Origin of the sequence: Nostoc sp., assembly GCF_041747015.1 — a bacterium.
Lineage (GTDB): Bacteria > Cyanobacteriota > Cyanobacteriia > Cyanobacteriales > Nostocaceae > Nostoc.
The window spans coordinates 1-18,494 of record NZ_JBGTFY010000098.1 but is presented as its reverse complement, the minus strand read 5'-3'; the positions used below and the strand labels follow the sequence as shown (position 1 = coordinate 18,494).

The following is an 18,494-nucleotide window of genomic DNA, read 5'->3' as shown; positions in this document are numbered from 1 at the left end:
CTATTTATTCGCACCACTTGACTTGGCGATCGCGTTAATAAATTAGATATGTAACAAGTATTACCACTTAATTAGAATACCATACTACTTTCCTTGATAATTGCACCTTTATGCAATCATTGAGTTCTAATTTTTCCATGCTAATATTTAGAAATTACGCCTTAGACATAGGAGTGAAAATTAATTCTACGTTGCCCGAAATCCTTGTTAGACAAAATTTACATAACTGAAGGCTTGTCCAAGGGTATTGCATTTACGTCATTTTCACTTCTATGTCTTTTGATAAAGCATACATGATGACGCAAATGTTGACTTTTTTGTTTGCTGATCACCAAGTAACTTGAAAAAGTGATAATGTAATTGCTATATCTTTTCTACATCTACAGTCGAGCATTGTCTCAGAGTATCACAAGTATAAGCTGCCACTGAACCATCAGGCTCAATAGAAAACAAAAAATTATCAGCAGCATAAGTAGGATGTCTTCTGGAAGTTCCAGCATAGACGGGGTTATATCCCAATAAAACTAATCCTTGAGCAGAGGACTTGAGGCTAATTTCTTGATCTATAACCTGCTTCTTATTTATACTAAGGTCAAAATATCTAGTTCTCATCGCTCCAGAATATCCCTTCATTACCAGCACACTTTGATAGACGATTCCATCAACGCTATATCTTAGCTGCCAATTTCCGTAAATCGGAGAATTTGCATCTATAATTTGTGCGATCGTATACGATGAAGATTGAGAAACATCTGGTGTTTGTACTAAAGCATTTCTCGCCTCTGCTGACTTGATACCAAACAATCCAATCCCAGCTACTAAAATGGCAATCGAAGTGCTTTGTTTGAAATTTGGTAATGTCAAAGATGTTGTTAAAATTGTGTTGCGAACTAATTTAGAAAACATAATCAACCCCTCAGTCTAAGTTAAAAAAATTACAAACTTTTCATCAGTAACGGGGAATCAATTGATGTTTTTTGTGGTTTTTCGATTCATTAACCGTTTCTTTAATACTCAGATTAAGGGAGATGACTAAGTAACACACTCACTATTTATGCACAGACAATTGCATAATTTGTATAGTGCGATCGCATGATTGCGCATCCCATTATGTAGAAAACTGTATAGACGAATGGCACTAAGAAAAGGGACAATCGTTGAAGCAGCAGGGGTGCAGAGGAGCAAAGGAGCAGGGGAGAAAGAAGAAGTTTTAGGCAATACGAAGGGATATTTAGAAATTCCCCTCTGCACCCTTGCCCCTCTGCAATCCTTACGCTGCCTACCATTCAGCTTAACTTAGTGCCATTCCTGTATAGACTATTTCAGGACTTACGCAGTGGTGTTCAAAATCAAGGTCTTTTGACTGTTGACTATTTATGGTAATTTAAATAATAAAAGCTAAATAAATATTTTTTCTTGATGTAAAAATATGAAATTCAAAAATAAATATCTCCAAATATTGCTCTCTAAGCCTCGGCTAATATATATGTTGCTGAAGCTGGGAAAACTAAATCATCATCAATTCACTAAAGTATTATTTTTGCTAACTATCGTCATTTGTTTATTGTTTGGACAATTTGTATCCGCACAAACTCCAAATGTTAATTCATTAGTTGAACAGGGAATTAAAGATTATAATGGGGGAGATTTTTTTAATGCAATCAAGCATTGGCAAGAATCATTAAATCAGTATAAAAATAATCCGTCAGCTAAGGCTATTGTCAATGAAAATTTGGCGCGTGCTTACCAGAAAGTAGGAGAAGAGAAAGCAGCGATCGCATCCTTATCAGCAGCTATTAATGACTATGGTACAGTGGGAAATATCCAACAAGTCGGACGCATGAAATCGGAACTTGCCCAAGTTTACAGCAATTTGGGACAACCGCGCAAGGCGATCGCACTTTTGTGTGGCAAATTAATAGATAAGTCGAAAACATCCGAAAATCAGGCAATGGAATGCACTATTGAAAGTGCAGCACAAATTGCCACTAAATATAACGACAAAGACGGTAAAGTTGTAGCTTTGGGTATTCTCGGTGAAGCATATCGCTTAATTGGAAGTTATGACCAAGCAATTAAGTATTTAGATGCAGCACAAAAAGTTGCTCCTCAAGACTTTTTGGTGTTAAATAGTTTGGGTACTGCTTATAGAAGTCGCGCTCAATTGCGAGAGTTACAAGCTGATTCTGCCAAGAAAACTGGTATTTTGAGTAAAGAACGAGAATTTACTCAAAAGTCTGTAAAAGACTACGAAAAAGCTCGTCAATATTTCCAGGATAGTATAAAATTCGCTCGCAACGAAAAACAAGATTTAGCTCAGATGCGGGGATTATTAAATTTAATTCAATTGGATTCCCAGAAAAATCAAAGCAAATTTATTAATGATCAGGAGTTTAACAAAACCCTCCAGGATGCTTTAAAAATTCTCAAAACCTTACCAGACTCAGCTACAAAAGTCTATGGGGAAATTAATTTAGCATACTTACAGCGCGATACTCAAGGAACTTCACCTTTTACGCGCTGCCAAAATCCTGGTGACAACGAAGCATTGAATTTGCTGGAAAACTCAGTATTAACAAGTAATAAATTACAGGATAGTCGCTTAATTTCCTATTCTAATGGTGCTTTAGGTCATTTCTGGGAATGTTTCAGAAATAATGAAAAAGCCTTAAAATATACCCAGGCAGCCATTAATGAAAAAGCCTTAAAATATACCCAAACGGCTATTATTACAGCAGACAGAAAGTTGAGTGCAAAAGATAGCTTATATTTGTGGGAGTGGCAAGCAGGAAGGATTTTAGATCAACAGAACCGCAAAGAAGAAGCGATCGCATCTTATCAAAGAGCATTTGATATCTTAGAAGATATTCGCCAGGATATTTTGACAGCCGAACGGGATGTACAATTTGACTTCCGCGATGTTGTGCAGCCATTATACCGCGCATTGGCAGAGTCTCGGCTCAATTTGTTAGGAGTCGGGGCAATTAGCGACGAACAACGTGCAAAGGAACTATCGCAAGTAGTTAACACCATTGATGCTCTGAAACTTGCAGAATTACAAAATTATTTTGGCAATGATTGTATTTTGAGTGGGTTAAATCCCAAACAAGTGGGGGAACTCCTCGAAGATAATAGTGTAGCGTTTAAAAATACCGCATTTTTGAGTTCCATCATTTTAGATAACAAAACTGGGATATTATTGCAGTTACCCAATCAGTCAACTAAATTTAGGTGGATTGAAGACCCCAATCAACAAGGTACAACTAAAATAGTTGATAAAGATAAACTAGAGAAAAAAATTGCCGAATTTCGCCAAGGATTAATTGCAGGAGAAATAGCAATTAATTACGATACAGCAACGGCAGCAGAGCTTTATGATTGGATAATTCGCCCCTTTGCGGAAGATATTAAACCGGAAGAAGTTAAAACTCTTGTGTTTATTCAGGATGGTTTTTTGCGTAGCGTACCAATGGCTGCACTTTATGACAGTCAACAACAGAAATATTTAGTTGAAACCTACGCCATTGCCACAACTCCTAGTTTACGACTTACCACACCAAAATTACGCGATCGCAGTACTCAAAGAGCGCTAATTTTGGGTTTGACAACAGAAGCAACAATCGACGGTAAGACTTTTGATGCACTTTCTGCGGTTCCTGGTGAAATTAGTATCGTGGATAGTATATTTCCTAATAGTATCAAACTCACCGACAACAACTTTATCCCCGAAAATTTTCAGCAAAAACTTCAGAAAACCACATACCCCATCGTTCACATAGCCAGCCACGCTCAATTTGGCATCATTCCTGAAGACACCTTCATTGTCACAGGCAAAAACCAAAAACTTACTATCAGTCAATTAGAAACATCTCTGCGAAACCTCAACAGCAAATCAGATAGTGTCGAACTTCTAGCACTTACAGCTTGTGAAACCGCAGTTGGCGACGACCGTGCCACACTAGGATTAGCAGGAGTTGCATTGCAAGTTGGAGTTAAAAGTGCAATCGCTTCTTTGTGGAGTATCAAAGATGAATCAACAACCGAGCTAGTCAAAACATTCTACACCAACTACCGCTATTCAGGAATGAGTATTGCAGAAGCATTGCAAAAAGCCCAAATTAGAATGATTCATGCTAAAAAATTGGCGCAAACTGAAGATATAAATATCAAATATGATAACCCGGTATATTGGGCATCAATGATTGCGATCGGTAATTGGCTTTGAAAAAAGACTTGTCGAAGTTCCTTAGAGGGTTTTCATCATATTTCATCCTTGCAAAACTTCAACCGCAGTTAACTGAAGATTAGCAAAAATTGAAGAAACAATAACACTTTCTCCCTGATAAACTCGCTCATCATAAAATCCCTCTACTCATATCTTGCACCTGATAAAAACAATCAGTATTAACCAGGAACGAGAAAATAAAAGTAACATCTAAAAATGGAGCTTCTACTTTATGTACTGATATAATAAACTACATTTATTATCAGGATATATACAAATGACATATACAAAAATGGGAATAATGTCATCTGCATAAAGATATTTTTATATGTTCGTAAAAAATGAGAGAAAAGGGCGTAGATAACATAAATAACAGCAAGAAATATGGAAATCATTCTTGCCCACGCCCATACCCTAATGTATACGATTCTGGCATTGATGCCTACTCGTTATCAACGAGACAACTTGGAAGCAATGCTAGGGCTATTTTTGGCGGCAGATGGAAAACCTTTGCCACACTATAGCAAATCCTTTTCTGTTAGCGCTCTAAGTCGATTTTTAAATACTTATAAATGGCCGACTCGCAAGTTAATTCGTCATGTTCGCCAACAGGCGATTGAGCCTGGTTTTCAGTCATTGTCCATTGGGAAGAAAAGCGTTTCTACAAGTAATAGTTGACCTGACAACTTTAGAGAAATGTGGTCAGTTTAAAGCATTTAAAAATCTAATAACCGTTTACAACGGTAAACGAGGCTTGCATATAGTAGTCTTATATTTGGTAGTTGGACAATGGCGTATCCCTTGGAATTTCCGTGTCTGGAGAGGTAAAGGGACAGCTAGCCCGTCTCAATTAGCATTGCGAATGGTACGTCATTTACCCAAAGATTTAACCAAAAGATTTCGGGTAAAAATTCTCGCTGATACTGCTTTTGGGACTAAAGATTTTATTAACAACATTCGGAAACTAAAATATCATGCTGTTATTGGTATTGGTTGTAATCGCAAGTTGGTTAATGGTTATCCAGTTAAACTTCTACATCGTCGAGGGCAACAGGTTAGACTTGTTGGATTAGATTTTCCTGTCACTCTTTCTTGGTATTACTTCAAACGCGATAATGGTCAGTTTGTTAAAAGATATGTTATTTCTACACAACCTCTTAAAGCTAGTACTATTTCCTGGTGGGGTAAACGTCGTTGGAAAATTGAAGGTTGGTTCAAAACTGCTAAATATCGCTTTGGTTTAGATAGATTTGGACAAGGTACTCTTTTAGGAATTTATCGTTGGTTAGTCTTGTCCATTACTGCCTATTTATTAGCATATTGGACGTATCTTTCATCCTGTTTACCTGATTCTTTGGACTGGGGTAAAGCTGCTTTTCTTGCACTATCTACTTTTTTACCTCATTTAGTCTTGTCTTTATTGCTACTAGATATTGAACGGCTTCGACCCTTAGCACTTAGTCATGGAATTGACATTACTATTTCCAGGTGCAAGATATGAGTCTACCCATTCCAAAACCGTCACCTTTTGAGCGATAGGATCAACAATCCAATACTCAGCAATACCCCGTGCTGCATACTCAGAACGCTTGTAACGATAATCCCGATTTTCCTGATTTGGACTCACCCTTACGGGTGACGCTCCTGCGTCGCTACCGCTTGCGCTAACGTCAGTTGCTTCAACGCGGGGAACCCGCGCAACGCACTGACTCACCACCTCAACCACCAACAACGGCGGCGGCATATCCATCAAAATTAGCGATCGCTTTGCCCCTTGCATTACCGTCGCTAACTCTTCCGACTGGAGTTTAGACTAAATTGGAGCAAGTTTCTATGTTTGAGTCCATTGAGCAATCCTCAAAAAGCCTATGGAATGGACAGTGTAGTAAAAACTATCCCTCGTCGGAGGAGATTACAGGAATTATTGAAGAGTTTGGGCACAATTGTATCTGCAACCAAACCCTCAATAAATCGGCAAACCCACCTCAAATAAACCTTAAGCAACGCAAAGTCTTGGGTCTAGCCTTTGGTTTATCGAGTAATTAGTCTAAACTCCAGCTTCCGAAAACAGCGTCAGATTGTGGTTAAACTACAAATTACAAATTATTCTGGCATTTTCGACTGAGTATCAAGCGTCCATCAGCAAGTCGATAAAGCCCTTGTGGTTCCACTATTCCATCGCCTTTTTTCCAAGTCTGCGATGTTGGTTCAACACTACGCACATCACCAGTCGAATAGACTGAAACTAATTCATCCCCCGGACTATTACGTAAAGCACCAGAACCAGTGATGAAGAATGTACTTTCTTGTTTTGAACTGCGAACAATGCAACTATTAGCAATTAGTGCATTAGTATCGATGACATTTGGGGATAATTCGGTGAAGCTGTTTTGAATGGAAGTGGTATCGGGTGCGTTAATATTTGTTATACCTGAAACACCTAATTCAGAACTTGCAGTAATATCACTTTTTTCAGTTGGTTTTGGACGCGACTTAATACCGAAGATCCCTTGGGAGTTGATTCGGATGTTTCCACCAGTTCCCGTGTAGGCATTTGCGCTGATGTCGCTGTTTTCCTTGGGGATGGCAACGATAAATTTAGAGTTGATATTGATGTTACCGCCATCGCCACCAGCTTGGCTTCTACCTGCGGTAGTTGAAATTAAACCGCCACCTCGCAACAGTAATAAATCAGCGATATTGAGGGTTATGTCACCACCATTACCTGCATTCGTGAAAGAAGCGATCGCACTACCTTTGCCATTAATTTCTAGAACATTAGCACTAATTCTAATATTTCCAGCGTCACCTGTACCTAAGCTGCCGGAGACAATTTCAGCATTATCACGTATAATCAGACGATTGGTAGTAATATCTATATCACCACCTTGACCATTAGCTCCTTCGTCAACAGATGATAGTAAGCCAGTTGCAAACTCACTCTCTGAACCAGTCAGGATAATGTTATCAGCTTGTACCGTTAAATTACCCGCGTTTCCATTTCCTTGAGTTGCTGATGATATCTGTGATTCTTCTTGTACATTTAATAGTTGAGTTGTGATACTGATATCACCTGCGTCACCTGTAGCTTCATCGTCAACCTGAGTTCTAACGCTGCTACTTCCACGTAAATCAAAACTTCTGGCATTAATCGTAATAGTTCCTGCATTACCTTGATTGAATGTGACGGCAGAAATTTCTCCGTTATTGCTGAGGTTTAAGCGTCCTGTTGTAACGTCAATGCTTCCCCCCGAACCAATTCCCCCAGTTTGCAATTCTGCAAATAAACCTGATGGTACAAATGAACCATCTAGTCGTTCTCCACCAACCCCAGTAATATCAATAGAATCAGTGGCACGAACCACCAAATTACCCCCTTGTCCCCGTCCCAATAACACTGAGGTTGATATATTTCCACCATTACTCAACCGCAATCGTTCTGTATCAATAGTTATCGTGCCACCTCGCACATCTGCATTACTTCCCTGAACATCAGAGGTTAAGTTACTTGTATCAAAAAACCCCCCGAATCGGGACAGTACTTCTTGTAATAGAGGATCAGACAAGATTTCTTCCGCACCAGCTTGATCTAGTGTAGCCAAAAGCTGTTCTTTAGGTACGAAAACAAACCCATCCACTTCTACATCCTTGGCGCGGATGGTAATATTTCCAGCATTTCCACTGCTTTGAAGAGATGTGGTGCTTACGCTTCCTCCTTGAATAGCAGTCAATCGAGGCGTTTCAATTGTCACGTTACCGCCATTCCCTGAGCCAGAAAATGTACTGCTTGACAGACCACTAGAGTAACCGCTAATTTCTACGTATTCACTAGCTTTAATAAAAATGTTAGCTGCATTTGCACTGCTAAAAGTATTTGTGCTGATATCACCCCCATCCTTGAGATTAAGTCGCTGGGTTTCAATAGTGATATCCTCTGCTATTGCTTGAGTTGTACTTCCAGGGCGAACACCTGTAAATATAGTACCATTGGTAACATTAACCGCATTCCGAGCCTGGATGAAAATAGAGCCAACACTTCCACTTTCAGTAATTGCTATTACTCCCCCCCCTAGAAGAACTCGCAAAGTGCCGGTTTCAATTCGCAGATTACCTGTTGAACCCGAACTTAAGCTTCCAAGTCTTAAAGAACCTTGGTTAGTGATATTGACATCATCGGTAGCTCGCACTGTCAAGTTCCCTGCATTACCAGCACCCGCAGATATAACACTGACAAAACCGCCATTAATATTAACAGACTCAGCAGCATTTAAAGTGAGATTTCCCCCATTGCCTGTACCACCAGTGTTTACCGAAATACCACTGCGATTTTCTGCATTTTCATCTCCGGTAATTGTGATTTTATTAGCATTGATAGTAAGATTACCACCCGCACCCGTAGCTGAAGCACGGCTGTTGGAAAAAATCTGACTGCTGTTAGCCAGATTAACTGCATCGCTGGCTTGAATTTGAATATCACCACCCTTTGCTGCACCAGAAGTGCCGCTCTGAATTCTAGCGCCGTTATCTAAATTAAGTTGAGTTGCATCAACAACAATTGAGCCGCCATTGTTACCGAAAATAATGGAACCGTTTAGCCCAATCTCCCCCCCAAATAGTTCAATTGCACTATTACCACTTGCAATGATGAAGCTATCATTCGTTAAGTTAATGGGTGCGCGTCCGAAATTTTCTGGAAACTGAAAACCCAATGAGGAGCCATTGACATTCAGCCCAACGCTTGAATCTCCACCGACTGCTGCCAATTTTACTTGTCCATTTTGAGTAAACAAAAAACTACCATCCAAGGTGATTTCACCGCCGATCAATGCTAAGGTGCTACCATTGCCAACACGCAAACCATCAACAGGATTTCTCTCTGAATCCCGAATTACTGCTTGACTAGTAATACTTCCAGGTTGTGAACCAAACTGCAAGCCAATTGGTACATTAATACTCAACAACGGCGACGCTTGGGGATTTGTAGCGCTAAATTCTACCCCATTAGGAAAGACAAAGCTATTTGCTGTCGTCCCCATAAATGATCCCTGAATATATAAAGTGGCATTTTGACCGAATACAATGCCATTAGGATTTAGCAAAAACAAATTTGCATCACCTAATACTCCCAATGTCCCGGAAATATTCGATGAGTTACCACCAGTAACGCGGGAAAAAATATTTGTAATGCCCTCTGGATTGGCGAAATAAACACCTCGACCATCACCTACATTAAAATCTTGAAAACTGTGAAATAGGTTAGTGCCACGAGCCGCACCGCCATCAATAATATCATTACTTTGATTAAAAGGAATGACTTGCGATCGCTCACTTCCCAGGCTGTTATCGTGAGTTAATTGAGCAAAAGCAGGATGAATAGAAAGTGCGATACCTACGGTAAGCTCCGCGATCGCCCCCATGCAACCCAGCCATCCAGGGACAGCAAACCGCCAAATCTTCACCATAACCTCTGCGCCTTTGTTTGATAATAGTTGCCTATCTTGTGCTGGGTGGATTTTAAAGGTCATTTTTCGATATCAATTAAGAAAACTTTGGACAATTATCCCTCCTTTGGGGTAATGTTATTTGACGCTTGCACCGACACTAAAAGACCTTTAAGCCTCCTATTAAGAGTTCCCTTTTAATGACATTCTCGACTGAGTACCAAGCGTCCATCAGCAAGTCGATAAAGCCCTTGTGGTTCAACTATTGCATCGCCTTCTTTCCAAGTTGGCGATGTTGGTTCAACATTACGCACTTCACCAGTTGAATAGTTTGAAATTAATTCATCCCCCGGACTATTACGTAAAGCACCAGAACCAGTGATGAAGAATGTACCCTCTTGTTTGGAACTGCGAACAATGCAACTATTAGCGATAATTGCATTAGTATCTATGACATTTGGGGATAATTCGGTGAAGCTGTTTTGAATGTAACTCGTATCAGGTGCGTTAATATTTGTTATACCTGAAACGCCTAATTCCGAACTTGCAGTAATATCACTTTTTTCGGTTGGCTTTGGACGCGAACCAATACCGAAGATACCTTGGGAGTTAATTTGGACGTTTCCACCTGAACCAGTGTATGCATTGGCTCTAATGTCGCTGTTTTCTTTGGGGATGGCGACGATAAATTTAGAGTTAATATTGATATTACCGCCATCACCATCGGCTTGGCTTCTACCTGCGGTGGTGGAAATGAAAGGGGAGCAATGCGATTTTGTGAGGTGGTTAAAATTCGGGTACTAAATCACCTATCTAGAGGTGCGATCGCAGCCAAATAACTGTTTTTATTGAGAATCTAGCTCTGTAACTGAGAATTAAAGTCGGATCTAACAAAATCGCATCGCTCCCAATGAAAGCGCCACCGCGCAAAAATAATAAATCAGCGATATTGAGGTTTATGTTACCACCATTACCAGCATTAGTTGAAGAAGCGATCGCGCTGAGTTTACCAATAATTTCCAGAGTATTAGCACTAATTCTAATATTTCCAGCTTCACCTATACCGAGGCTGCCGGAGATAATTTGGGCATCATCACTTATATCAAGATTATTGGTAGTAATATCTATATCACCACCTTTACCATTAGCTTCTTCGTAAACTGATGATGTTATACCAGTGAATAACCCACCGTTTAAACCAATCAGGCTAATTTTATCAGCTTGTACCGTTAAATTACCCGCGTTTCCATTTCCTTGAGTTGCTAATGATATCTGTGATTCTTCTTGTACATTTAATAGTTGAGTTTTGATACTGATATTGCCTCCGTTACCCTTAGCTCCATCCTCAACCTGAGTTATGATGTAGCTACTTCCGCGTAAATCAATTTGATTGGCATTAATCGTAATATTTCCGGCATTACCTTGATTGAATGTGGAGGCAGAAATTGCTCCGTTATTGCTGAGGTTTAAGCGTCCTGTTGTCACGTCAATACTTCCCCCAGAACCAATTCCCCTAGTTTGTAATTGAGCAAATAAACCTGATGGTGCAAATGAACCATCTAATCGTTCCGCACCAACCCCAGTAATATCAATAGAATCAGTGGCACGAACCACCAAATTACCTCCTTGTCCCCGTCCCCCTGCCAATACTGAGGTTGATATGTTTCCACCATTGCTCAATCGCAATCGTTCTGTGTCAATAGTTATTGTGCCGCCTCGGACATCGGCATTACTTCCAAAAACATCCGAGGTTATGTCACTCATAGAAGAAAGACCCCCGAACCGAGACATAATTTCTTGTGTTAGAGGATCAGATACAGATAAAATTTCTTCTGCACCAGCTTGATCTAGTCCAGCCAAAAACTGTTCTTTAGGTACGAAAACAAACCCATCCAATTCTACATCTTGGGCGCGGATAGTAATATTTCCAGCATTACCACTTCCTCTACCGGATGATGTGTTTATACGTCCTCCTTGAGTTAGGGAGAGTTGAGGCGTTTCTATCGTTACATTGCCACCATTGCCTGAGCCAATATAAGTACTGCTTGATACATAGCTGTTGCTACTAATTCCTACATATTCACTAGCTTTAATCAAAATGTTAGCTGCATTTGCACTGCTAAAAGTATTCGTTCTGATATCACTCCCATCTTTGAGATTAAGTCGCTGGGTTTCAATGGTGATATCCCCTACTTTTGCTTGAGTTGTACTTCCGAGTGGTAGAAAAACATTTGTAGATATATTACTTTGAGTCACCTCAACTGCATTCCGAGCCTGAATGGAAATAGAACCGACACTTCCACCACCAGATGCAAGTGCTATCACTCCGCCCCTTAATAAATTATTTTGAAGTCGCAAAGTACCCGTTTCAATTTGTATATTGCCTGTTGAGCCAGAACTGAAGCTGAATAGCCCTAAAGAGCCGTTCTCAGTGATATTGACGGCATCTGTGGCTCGCACAGTCAAGTTTCCTCCATTACCTGCACCATCGTTGTAAACGCTGATAAAGCCACCATTGACGTTAACCGACTCTTTAGCATTGAAGGTGAGATTCCCTCCATTACCTTCACCATCGCTAGATGTAGAAATTAGACTGCTATTTCCTGGTGTTCCATCTCCGGTAATTGTGATTTTCCTAGCATTGATAGTAACATCACCACCCGCACCCGTATTATTGCTGGCGGAATAAATTGAACTGCTGTTAGCGAGAGTTACTGCATCGCTGGCTTGAATTTGAATATCACCACCCTTTGCTGCACCAGAAGTAGCACTCAAAATTTCAGAGTCATTGTCTAAATTCAATTGATTCCCATCAACAACAATTGAGCCGCCATTGAAACTAAATAGATAGGAACGGTTTCCATTTAGGGCGATTTTTCCGCCAAATAACTCAATTCCACTATTTCCACCTGTAGCGACAATTCTTCCATTCGTTAAGTTGATGGGTGCACGCCTTACATTTTCTGGTAACTTAAAACCCAATGAGGAGCCATTGACATTCAGCCCAACTGTTGTATCTCCCCCAACTGCTGCCAATTTCACTTGTCCATTTTGAGTAAACAAAAAACTACCATCCAAGGCAATTTCACCGCCCAGAAGCGCTAGGGTGCTACCAGACCCAACACCCAACGTACCAACTGCTTGACTAGTAATACTTCCGGGTTGCGAACCAAACTGCAAGCCAATTGGTACATTAATACTCAACAACGGCGACGTTTGGGGGTTTGTGGCACTAAATTCTGCACCATTGGGAAAAACTAAACTATTTGCTGTCGTCCCCATAAATGATCCCTGAATATCTAAACTGGCATTTTGACTGAATACAATGCCATTAGGATTTAGCAAAAATAAATTCGCATCACCTAATACTCCCAATCTCCCTAAAATATTTGATGAGTTACCACCTGTAACGCGAGAAAAAATATTTGTAATGCCCTCTGGATTGGCGAAATAAACGCCTCGCCCAACACCGACGTTAAAATCTTGAAAACTGTGAAATAGGTTGGTGTCACGAGCCGCACCGCCGTCGATAATATCATTATTTTGATCAAAAGGAATAACTTGCGATCGCTCACTTCCCAGGCTGTTATCTGGAGTTAATTGAGCAAAAGCAGGATGAATAGAAAGTGCGATACCTACGGTAAGCTCCGCTAACGCTCCCACCCATGCCATGAAAGCAAACTGCAAAATTTTCGCCATTTCTATTCTCCCTACTCTTTCTATAGTCTTTCCTTGGCAATTTCCTGGAGGTATTCAATGCGTTGCTCAATATTTGGTCTATTTACCTCGCTATTTGGTAAAACTTCTGACTGTGCAAGGTCTTTAACTAAAGTTGCCCCAGTTTGACCAAGTTTACCATTACTTGCTGCTTTCAATGCTTCTTCTAATGCTTCATACCACAGTTCATTTTCTGCATAATAATTTACGCTTTCTGAAATGCTAGTAAATTTTTTTTTAGTCAGTAATGGTGAATTGATAACGGTAAATTCTGCACGGTTGACAATGGAGGTATTTTCGCATTCAGTAGTTATTTGCCATAAATATGTTTTACCTACAGTTAATTCGGGATAATCTAGGGGAAGTTTTAGCTTGTTGATCCCAACTGTTGTGGGCATTTCTTGAGGGTTGCCGATTTGTTTAACAGTTGTTGGTGACTCGAATTCAAATAGTCGGAATTCTACAGTTTGGGAATTTGACATATACCAAGCAAGCATTGGACGTGTGGAAGCCATTTTACTAATAAATGTCTGAGGCGCAAGCTGCGTTAACGGAATACCGCTACTCGAACATCCACGAGAACCACCGGCACTAGAATATCCACTAGCAGGTTTGCGATCGCGCGGTTTAAACTGAGCCAATGCAGGGATTGCAGTTATCAGGAAAATCATTCCTACAAACAAGCTTGTCAATCTGTAGCTATTTCGCCAAAATCCAAAATGTTGATGATTCATGGTAGATGTTGTTGATGTGTGATTATCTAAAATTTTGGAAGAATAATTGAAAATTCATAATTCCTTTGTAGGTGTCCAACTCAGTTCGCATATAGTCCCGCGAGGTGAAATAGATTCGCGGCGAAACTCTCCTCCTAATTGTTTCGCAAGTATTTTAAACTGTTTTGTACCTTTATTTTCCACATTTGATTTAATTCCTGAGCCATTATCTTTGACAAATAATTTATATTTATCTGCACTATAAACACCCGATGCCTCAACAAATTTGACTCCCTGGGCGTGTTTACCAACATTACATAAAGCTTCTTCCAAAAACAGACATATTCCCCGTTTTTCCTCCAGATTTAAGTATTTATCGTCAAGGGGATCGAAATTGCGAATTTTGACTTTTAAGGTTGTAAAACATTCAAAATCTTGACGTTCCAATGTACTTGAATAAACTTCATATAATAAATCATGAATTGGCCGGTTTAATTCAAGTATTAATCCGCTACCTAAACGTAAGCTTTCTTCTTTTGTTAATGCTTGAAGTTTGAGAAATTCGCCAATTGCTCGAATTTCTTGATCAAGTTTTTCAAATTGCCCAATCAGTTGTTCGTTAGGGATATCTTTAGCACGGATATGCTTTAATCCATAAGCAAGGGTTTGCAAAGGGCCATTATGAATTAGGGTAAAAGTGTTTTGAATTGTATTTTGACGTTCGTTAATTTGCGATCGCAATAATTTATCGTGTTGGTAAAAGGCAAAAGCGCTCAAACCAACCCCATTCACAGCTAATATCAGCAAACTAGGTGCCACAGGAATCCATATACCCCACACCCACAGCATCATATAGCCGCACGTAAACAGACTAATTACTGCTACACCAACACTAAATATATTTCTCCAAACAGATTGGGTGAGCCGTCCGATGGCGATCGGCAAAAACCCCCAAATAAATATCCAAGTGTACTCTCCCATATCTTCCCAAGTGTTTAACATTGGGCGGCTATCTATTACAGTACTAAGAATTTGACTGATGACATGAGCATGATAGTCAATGCCATAAATTTGACCCCTTAATTTTAAACTTGGCAAAGCAGATGTATAAAAAATATCGCCAGCGCTGATGTTGCGGTTGCCAACTAATACAATGCGATCGCGCAACAATTTTGCATCAACTTTCCCATTAATAATGTCATGCAGCGACAAAACATGAAAAGGCTCAGAAGTGTTGCGGAAGTTCATCAAAATTGATACTCCGCCATCATCTTTACAATTTCGGAGATATCTAAAGTATTTGCCAAAATTCCTGACTGATACTGAATCTCCATCATCAAGACAAACGTATCCGCCAAAATTCTTGGTAATCCGGGGTAATTCTATTCCCTGAATCATGATTGTATTCGGATCATTTTTCCCAGATTGCAACTTAATTCCTTTCGCGTCTAAGTACTTAGTTACTAACTGTAACGCTAGAGAATATTTATCTTCGTTATCATTTTTAGGATTTGGTGTAAATAACAAATAGCGTCGATTTTTGCTATCTTTATCATGACGCAAATCGGCAAATCCTACTTGTTCTGCTGACAAACTCTTATGTGGGGAAATTTCGCCTGGTCGTAAAATTTTTTCAATACCAATAATATTAGTATTTTGCTGTAATACCTGGGCAAGTTTTTCTTCACCTGGTTTAACAGGAACATTCTTGAAAATATCCAGCCCAATTGCTCGCGGTTTATAAGTTTCCAGCTTGGTGAGTAATTCTGCAATTGTCCCATCTGGAACAGGATATTGCCTAATTAATTCAATATCTTTTTCATCGATACCCACAATTACTACACGTTCATCAAGTTTTTCTTCTGGACGCAGACGTAACATGGTATCGAGAAGCATCCATTCCCAATATTGCATTCCTCCAATTATACGGATCAATATCACCATAACCAGCACCACAATTCCAGGGGGTGCTGCTAGCGACCACAATCCAAATTCTTGGCGAATGCGATTCCAGATTCTCCTTCTCATTTACCTTTTTCCGGCATTAATCAATTAAACCTTCTTCACGGGAACGAACTTCGGTTTGGATTCGCATATTCTTACCATTTTGCCTACAGTCTTCAGGATACACTCCCAACACATCCTGAATCTTCGTCCAGTAAGTTCTTACCGCCCGTTCTGATTTATACATTCGATCGGCGATCGCCTTATCGGTCAAACTTTCTTCAAAAGCCAACCGCAACACCTCCAACCATTCCGGTTTGAGTTCAATTCCCGTTTTGATATCTTTGGTGTGAGTTGCACCATGAAGTGCTAAATTAACCCGCATCAGCATTTCAACTTCAGGTAATCCTTTGTCTGCGATCGCAAACCCACCTTGATGATTATCAATCTCGTGTTTGATCCGGATTAACGCCTTCACATAACTAGTTTGCACCATGAAATTGCGATCGGGATATTCTTTGAGCAAAGTTTGTAACAGCTTAATTCCGGTATCAATTTCTGCTGTCTCCCCTTGCTCAACAGGAATTGATAAATCCATTACAATCAGGTCAAACTGGTGAAATTGCAGTTGAGAAAGTGTCTCTTTTCCTGTCTGAGCCTTAATAATCGAAGCTTCGGGATACTCTCGACTTAATACATCGAGGGTACCAGTCAAAATTAACTGGTGATCATCGACAACAAGAATACCCAGCTTTTTCTCCACTGGCAAATGTCCATACAATTGATGTTCTTTCAAATCCATCACTACCATATTTTCACCTATATTACATCCAAAATCAAAGTTTATTTAAGCTTTACAGAAAAATCCTGACTCTACTTTTGAGGAATTGCCAAAATCAACAGCCTACCCTCCCTCAGACTCAAATAAGGCAAGGGATAGAGCTAAAAAATAAATTACCCACTGAGGGAGAAGTGGAAGTAAACTCAAGCTTACTGAGCAGGCTTTTGAAGCACAATTCATTGATATCTTGCACCTTTATATCCCTAAATGTACTCTTTGAAGTATCCGCCTATTTTAATTGAGAATGAATTTTCAACCTATGCAGAAAAGTGCAAATCTGAACCTATCCCACTAATAAAATTTTGATAGGAATCATATTTGATTACTATTGACTGAAGGAAGGGCGGGTTTCAATACGGTTCAGATAAGATCCCCCCGCCCGCGGCGACCCCCTTAAAAAGCAGGGCTGTTTCATTCCCTAATCAGCTCAAAAAATCAAGGGTTATGGGGTCAAATGAGCAGGTGCGACCTGAACTGGTCGTTTAGAACGCGGAATCTACTCCGCTAAGGGATTCACACCCCTTACCCTCACGGAAACGACTCTAAGAAAGAGTTTGGTCACGCCCAAGTAAGTAATGAAACAGGCGGAGTGCAGACCCCGAAAGTAGCCAAAAACTGGTTATAGAGCAAGAGGGAGTTCTCTATTATGAACATAAGTGAATTGTCATTTTAAACTACGTCATTTGACAAAAAGCCAAATTAGGCTGATAGGCTTTAACCAAAAGGTAAATGAGTAGTTTTGGTGTTTTGCTCTCACCAAAAAGTGTGAATACAAATCCCATCGTAGAAGAGACAACATCTTAGGAGAACAGACAACTAAACGACGCAACAGGCAGCAATTCTCATTATGAGAATAATTATCACTACAATCTGGAACTATGCAAAATTTTCAGTTAAATGTATGGTTTTTGTATCTCTTGAACTCATAGGCGTAGGGGCTTTTGTTGAATCAACCAAGCATTTTCGATGAAATAGTGCTTCACTTTCGGTCAATCTTAGAAAATTTTCCTGATAAGCGAACAGGTAAAAACAAACGTTATCAGATGAGCGATGCCGCATTAAGTGTATTTTCAGTGTTTTTTACTCAAAGCCCTTCATTTCTTGCCCATCAAAAGTCAATGGCGCTGAATAAAGGATAGATAAAGCTGCGATGCCTGCGGCGAGCTACGCTAACGCAAAATGTATAATTAAGTTTCATTGGCTGAAAACTTTGTTCTCATTGGGTTGTAGATAATTCCAGAATGCTAAAAATTACCTGCTGGATGTGGGTTACATAGTTATAAATTTTCTCGCCTACCTACTTACATCATTAAGGGACTTCCAAAGAATAAATCATTCCAAAAAAACAAGAGACAGGTTTTCTCAAGAATGATAATCATTTTAAGGGGGGGGAGAAAAGGGTTGCCCTCGGCAACCCTTTTCTCCCCCTCATCTATGCATGAAGAATCTATACACTTGTGGTCTACTTTGAAGTTAAACAGTGTAAAATTAGTACGTTTTGTAGCTAAATAAATGCTGTTATTAAAATCAAATAACTTTTGTTTTACTACAACAAATATCAATAAACCAATTACCTAAATTTGGGAAAACTTCATGAGTAGAATCGGTTAGCC

11 protein-coding genes and 2 pseudogenes are annotated in these 18,494 nt (G+C 39.7%); 6 read left to right on the top strand and 7 right to left on the bottom strand.

Features of this window, described 5'->3' with window-relative positions:
- Positions 1–363: 363 nt before the first annotated feature.
- Complete coding sequence (locus tag ACEW80_RS07425) at positions 364–906, bottom strand: hypothetical protein (protein ID WP_373525980.1); 543 nt, start codon at positions 904–906, stop codon at positions 364–366.
- A gap of 226 nt (positions 907–1,132) precedes the next feature.
- On the opposite strand from ACEW80_RS07425, the gene ACEW80_RS07420 reads away from it, so the two are divergent.
- The 4 genes from ACEW80_RS07420 to ACEW80_RS07405 all read left to right on the top strand — a co-directional run bounded on the left by ACEW80_RS07420 (position 1,133) and on the right by ACEW80_RS07405 (position 5,726).
- Positions 1,133–1,300: a hypothetical protein gene (locus tag ACEW80_RS07420; protein ID WP_373525979.1), complete on the top strand. Its 168-nt coding sequence runs from the start codon at positions 1,133–1,135 to the stop codon at positions 1,298–1,300.
- A gap of 129 nt (positions 1,301–1,429) precedes the next feature.
- Positions 1,430–4,225: a CHAT domain-containing protein gene (locus ACEW80_RS07415; RefSeq protein WP_373525978.1), complete on the top strand. Its 2,796-nt coding sequence runs from the start codon at positions 1,430–1,432 to the stop codon at positions 4,223–4,225.
- Positions 4,226–4,609: 384 nt separating this feature from the next.
- On the top strand, positions 4,610–4,903 hold the full coding sequence (locus ACEW80_RS07410) for a hypothetical protein (RefSeq protein WP_373525977.1): 294 nt from the start codon (positions 4,610–4,612) through the stop codon (positions 4,901–4,903).
- A complete protein-coding gene (locus tag ACEW80_RS07405; protein WP_373525976.1) occupies positions 4,824–5,726 on the top strand; it encodes a transposase in 903 nt (300 codons plus the stop codon). The genes ACEW80_RS07410 and ACEW80_RS07405 overlap by 80 nt, the downstream gene beginning before the upstream one ends.
- Here ACEW80_RS07405 and ACEW80_RS07400 read toward each other — a convergent pair.
- Positions 5,721–6,026 (bottom strand): annotated as a pseudogene (locus ACEW80_RS07400) (Uma2 family endonuclease); the annotation flags it as partial. The gene ACEW80_RS07405 and the pseudogene ACEW80_RS07400 overlap by 6 nt on opposite strands.
- Before the next feature lie 32 nt (positions 6,027–6,058).
- Here ACEW80_RS07400 and ACEW80_RS07395 point away from each other — a divergent pair.
- Positions 6,059–6,271 (top strand): hypothetical protein, encoded by a 213-nt coding sequence (locus ACEW80_RS07395; protein ID WP_373525975.1) that lies wholly within the window; start codon positions 6,059–6,061, stop codon positions 6,269–6,271.
- A gap of 50 nt (positions 6,272–6,321) precedes the next feature.
- On the opposite strand, the gene ACEW80_RS07390 is transcribed toward ACEW80_RS07395, so the two are convergent.
- The 5 genes from ACEW80_RS07390 to ACEW80_RS07370 all read right to left on the bottom strand — a co-directional run bounded on the left by ACEW80_RS07390 (position 6,322) and on the right by ACEW80_RS07370 (position 16,851).
- On the bottom strand, positions 6,322–9,750 hold the full coding sequence (locus ACEW80_RS07390) for a filamentous hemagglutinin N-terminal domain-containing protein (RefSeq protein ID WP_373525974.1): 3,429 nt from the start codon (positions 9,748–9,750) through the stop codon (positions 6,322–6,324).
- A 729-nt stretch (positions 9,751–10,479) separates the two neighbouring features.
- A complete protein-coding gene (locus ACEW80_RS07385; protein WP_373525973.1) occupies positions 10,480–13,365 on the bottom strand; it encodes a filamentous hemagglutinin N-terminal domain-containing protein in 2,886 nt (961 codons plus the stop codon).
- Between the two features lie 20 nt (positions 13,366–13,385).
- Entirely contained in the window at positions 13,386–14,117 is a 732-nt protein-coding gene (locus tag ACEW80_RS07380) for a DUF928 domain-containing protein (RefSeq protein WP_373525972.1), read from the bottom strand.
- A 54-nt stretch (positions 14,118–14,171) separates the two neighbouring features.
- Entirely contained in the window at positions 14,172–16,124 is a 1,953-nt protein-coding gene (locus ACEW80_RS07375; protein ID WP_373525971.1) for a CHASE2 domain-containing protein, read from the bottom strand.
- Positions 16,125–16,140: 16 nt separating this feature from the next.
- The gene (locus ACEW80_RS07370; protein WP_373525970.1) at positions 16,141–16,851 is read right to left on the bottom strand and encodes a response regulator; all 711 of its coding nucleotides are present in this window, start codon (positions 16,849–16,851) and stop codon (positions 16,141–16,143) included.
- Between the two features lie 1,001 nt (positions 16,852–17,852).
- Between ACEW80_RS07370 and ACEW80_RS07365 the strand changes: the two are divergent.
- Positions 17,853–18,017, top strand: a pseudogene (locus ACEW80_RS07365) (ISNCY family transposase); the annotation flags it as partial.
- Positions 18,018–18,494 lie beyond the last annotated feature (477 nt).

Excerpts from the sequence above, each read along its gene's own strand:
- ACEW80_RS07425 (WP_373525980.1), bottom strand. The coding sequence starts at position 906 with ATGTTTTCTAAATTAGTTCGCAACACAATTTTAACAACATCTTTGACA.
- ACEW80_RS07420 (WP_373525979.1), top strand. The coding sequence starts at position 1,133 with ATGGCACTAAGAAAAGGGACAATCGTTGAAGCAGCAGGGGTGCAGAGG.
- ACEW80_RS07415 (WP_373525978.1), top strand. The coding sequence starts at position 1,430 with ATGAAATTCAAAAATAAATATCTCCAAATATTGCTCTCTAAGCCTCGG.
- ACEW80_RS07410 (WP_373525977.1), top strand. The coding sequence starts at position 4,610 with ATGGAAATCATTCTTGCCCACGCCCATACCCTAATGTATACGATTCTG.
- ACEW80_RS07405 (WP_373525976.1), top strand. The coding sequence starts at position 4,824 with ATGTTCGCCAACAGGCGATTGAGCCTGGTTTTCAGTCATTGTCCATTG.
- ACEW80_RS07395 (WP_373525975.1), top strand. The coding sequence starts at position 6,059 with ATGTTTGAGTCCATTGAGCAATCCTCAAAAAGCCTATGGAATGGACAG.
- ACEW80_RS07390 (WP_373525974.1), bottom strand. The coding sequence starts at position 9,750 with ATGACCTTTAAAATCCACCCAGCACAAGATAGGCAACTATTATCAAAC.
- ACEW80_RS07385 (WP_373525973.1), bottom strand. The coding sequence starts at position 13,365 with ATGGCGAAAATTTTGCAGTTTGCTTTCATGGCATGGGTGGGAGCGTTA.
- ACEW80_RS07380 (WP_373525972.1), bottom strand. The coding sequence starts at position 14,117 with ATGAATCATCAACATTTTGGATTTTGGCGAAATAGCTACAGATTGACA.
- ACEW80_RS07375 (WP_373525971.1), bottom strand. The coding sequence starts at position 16,124 with ATGAGAAGGAGAATCTGGAATCGCATTCGCCAAGAATTTGGATTGTGG.
- ACEW80_RS07370 (WP_373525970.1), bottom strand. The coding sequence starts at position 16,851 with ATGGTAGTGATGGATTTGAAAGAACATCAATTGTATGGACATTTGCCA.